General features: G+C 62.8%; 1 protein-coding gene. It reads left to right on the top strand.

What is annotated here, in order from left to right; genetic code table 11:
* Positions 1–1,139 precede the first annotated feature (1,139 nt).
* The coding region (locus KBX08_RS32420) for a serine protease (protein WP_210787569.1) at positions 1,140–3,870 on the top strand (2,731 nt) is incomplete at its 3' end.

Raw genomic sequence — 3,870 nt, 5'->3', positions numbered from 1 at the left:
ACACCCACCTCGGCTTGATCGGCAAGGCCCGAGGGCATGACCGTTGACGGACATCCAGGATAAGGATCGTGATGGATTCCGGGAGGATGTTGTCGGCGCCGCGTGATAATTCAGCCGGCGTTGACAGATGTCTGCCGCCTAGATACCAGGCAGCGCTGGTCGCCTCCGACTGCGACTGCGACCAGCTCAGCTGACCCAGGAGTGGTGCCACTAACATGCCGCGCGGCATGCCCTGAAATCCCTGGTTAACCTCGCCCGACTACACCTCAGAGACGGCCACGGCGACGCGCTCTTGGCTCCTCAGCGACCATTTCCTGCCTGCCTCATCCTCAGGTGGCAACCACAGCGACGCCCTACCGGCGACCAAGGGACAGCCGCACCCATCACTTACCGCGGAATCAAGAGACCGAAATGCCGCTCCATCAGATCGCGGATGAAACGGCAGGTCAGAGCTATCACGGCGGTCGGGCCGACGCCCAACCGTCCACACGGTTACTGCAGAAAAGATCATCCGTTACCGGATGTTACCGCCGTTACCTGAGAAGATCTTCATCTGCCCAGGTCAATCGGTCGGGACGGCCGGATTCGAACCGACGACCCCTTGACCCCCAGTTCTACAACGATTCTGTCACGCCATGTCAGGATAGGTTGAAACGTCCTTAGATAAGGATAAAACGAAGCCTTCAGATGCCGTTTCATGCTGGGGTCACCGCCCCATCCGCCCGTTGCGATCCCTTCCGTTACCGGGCTCGTTACCGCGGATCGTCAAATGCTTCCCATGCCAGGAAGTCCGGACGAACTTCTCACTTGCGCGACCGTCGGCGGCTCCACCAAGCGTCGATCGGCGAACCGGCTGGGTCCCGCGAGACGGGGCGCACGATGTCGCACGACCATGGCTTCAAGAGATCACCTGCGGCACCATGATCGCGATGATTCGAGTCCTGCGCGAACGGGTCCTGCTTGCATAGACCACCGCGACCGTGCCAGGGTCGCTCGTCTCACAGACCCTTGCACGACTCGAAGACCCACCATCGACAGACGTGGTTGCTCGAGCATGATCGCTGCGACCGATGACTACGCTCACCTTCGAAGAGACAGACTGCGGGACGTGATTCGGTAGAAACATTGTGGAGGCTGGAATGGCGAGCTCGGCTGACGACCGGGTGCGGCCGTACCTTGGTCGCGTTCTCACCACCGACGGGAAGCCTGTTGGCACCTGCTTTCAGGCGGCGCCGGGGGTGCTGGTCACGGCGTGGCATGTGGTCGAGAGAATGGGCTCGGGTGCTGTCGACGGAGTCGTCTGGGTGGACAGCCTGGCCGGCGGCGGGCCTTCAGTCGATGCGCGCGTGGTGCGTACGGATCCCCGCCATGACCTGGCCGTCCTCATCCGTACCGAGCCGTTAATGGGATCGGTAACCGGCTTCAGCCCCACCGACGAAACGGACACACTTACCCCCGTCACGATCAGCGGCGTGTCGGAGGTGGGTGACCTGGAGTACCGGTACGAGTGGTTGGACGCGACCGGAACCTGGCAGGGCGGGACGACCCGGGACGCACAGGACGGGACCATTGAGGACGAGCAGGTGAAACTTGGCCGATTGACGTCGATTGACGTCATGCCGGGGATGAGCGGCGCACCGGTACGGCGGCTCTTGGATGATGTCGTCGTCGGCATCGTGTCGGCCCGGTACAACTCCGCCGACGGGTGGCTACGCGACTCGGTGTGGGTGGCACGCACCGAACACCTTCGTGATCTCCTCGACGGGATCACCGCTCCGCTGTCTTGGCGTCCCGCCATCCGGGCCACGACCACTCGTACCGCCGGCCAACCCGCCCGGTCCGGCGAAGCCTTTCGAGAGCAGGTACAGCGGGCTCTGACCATCGCCGGCTACACGGTCAGACTCGGGCCACTGATCGACAACAAAAAGGTACCAGTGCTGGCGACCACACATCGGTGGCAACGGGAGTGGCGGGTTGCGGTGGAGTGCCGAACCGAGGATCGGCCGTTGTCCAAGTCCCAGCTGACCCGGCTGTGGGCCGAATACGAGCCGCTGTACCAGACCGGCCAGGTGCACGAGTTGTTGGTCGTCAGCTCGGGGCCGGCGGCATCCGGTGCGGTCGCCTGGGCCGAGTCACGGCCCGGGATTTCGTTGCAGTCGCTGGCGTCGCTGCTGGCCAGCACCCTAGATTTGACTAGCTACCTGCGCTCTGCTGCCACAACCTTCGAGGAGTCACCGGACGGGTTGGCGAAGTACTACGTCCCCCCGCACACCCGCGACGGCGATCCGCTGGAGGGTCTCGTACTAAGGTGGTTAGACGATTCGCCCGATTCAATATTCCCGGTCGAACGCCCGCTGGCCATCCTTGGCTCCTATGGCATCGGTAAGAGTTCCTTCGCCATCCGCCTGACGTCGATGCTGGCGGAGCGGACCCTAACAAATCCGACGGCCCGCGTCCCGGTGCTCATCCGCCTAGGCGAGATCGCGGCGGAGCAGAATCTTGAAGGACTGCTCGGCACTCATTTCACTGCGACCAACGCGGTGCCGGGATACTCGTTCAGCACATTCTTAGAACTGAACAAAGGCGGTCGCTTTGTCACCATTTTAGACGGCTTCGATGAGATGAAGCAACTCCTCAGTTGGACGGAATTCAAATACAACTTAGCCCAGCTCAACCGCCTAGCCGTCGGGAACGCAAAGGTCATCCTTCTGGGCCGGCCAACGGCCTTCGAGAACGACGAGGAGCAGGAGCATGCCCTGCACGGTAAACATGTCGGTCCTCTGGGTCCGATGCGCGCCCCGGGTACGGTCGACTACCACGAGGTCGAACTTTCCCCATTGGATCTCGACCAAGTCCGAAACTTTTTGATTAAGTACCTGACCTACCGCGACCATGTGGGGCGGCAGACGTACGATCTCGACCTCATCTGGCGCCAGGTACGGTCGAAGCATCTACGCGACATCGCGCACCGACCCGTGCAGCTACGAATGCTGGCCGACATCCTGCCGCACTACACCGGGGCGATCGAGGAACTTGACCTCGTAACCCTCTACGACACGTTCATCGATCAACTGATTGACGAGGTCATGCTGCGGGAGGAGGAAAAGCCGAGTCGGCTGGCCTTCGATGGCAAGGTCCGCCGAGACTTCCTCCAGCGGCTGGCCCTCTGGATGTGGACGGAGCGTGGCGGCGGCATCATCACCTCGGACCGAATCCCGGACGAACTCGTCGCGCCGTTCGTCCCTGCCGGACGGGATCCACGATCCGTCCGCCGGGATCTCGTCGTCGCGTCACCCCTGGACCGGCGGTACGGGGAGCGGCTTCGTTTTGCGCATCGGTCCTTCCAGGAGTTCCTGGTAGCCAAGGAGGCGTGGCGACGGTTCGAGGCCGGGGAGATGACCGTGGCCGAGTACGACGATGCCGCGACCGACGAGGTCGCCACCTTTTCCAAGCTTTTGCGCAAGCCTCGGCACGCCGACCTGATCGCCAATTTAATCAGAACGGTCACCGGCAGTGTGACCTGGCGAACCGCCGACAGCCTGCTACTGGAGCCATCAGTGGTGACACGGCTACAGGCGCAGCTGCACGACCGGCAATCTGCGCGAATGTCACGACTGAGCCCATGGCAGCTCCTCGTGGCCATCCTGCCGAGTATCGAGGGAAATCTCGATTCCCAAGTGGAGCCGGCGGCCCTCGCCGCCCAGGCCACGTCGTTCGACGACGGGTCCGGCGACCTTGCGTTGTCCTGCCTGTTCCTGCTCGCCGCTACGCACCCCAAGTCCATCGGCGGGACGACACGAGCCAGCTCGACCTCGATCAACGACGTTCTGCTTTTCCTCCTGAAGGGGAACCGCGGGGTTCGGGAGGAGG

The sequence above is a fragment of the Micromonospora sp. H61 genome (assembly GCF_018070325.1).
Lineage (GTDB): Bacteria > Actinomycetota > Actinomycetes > Mycobacteriales > Micromonosporaceae > Micromonospora > Micromonospora salmantinae.
This window is presented reverse-complemented; position numbering and strand designations above follow the sequence as displayed.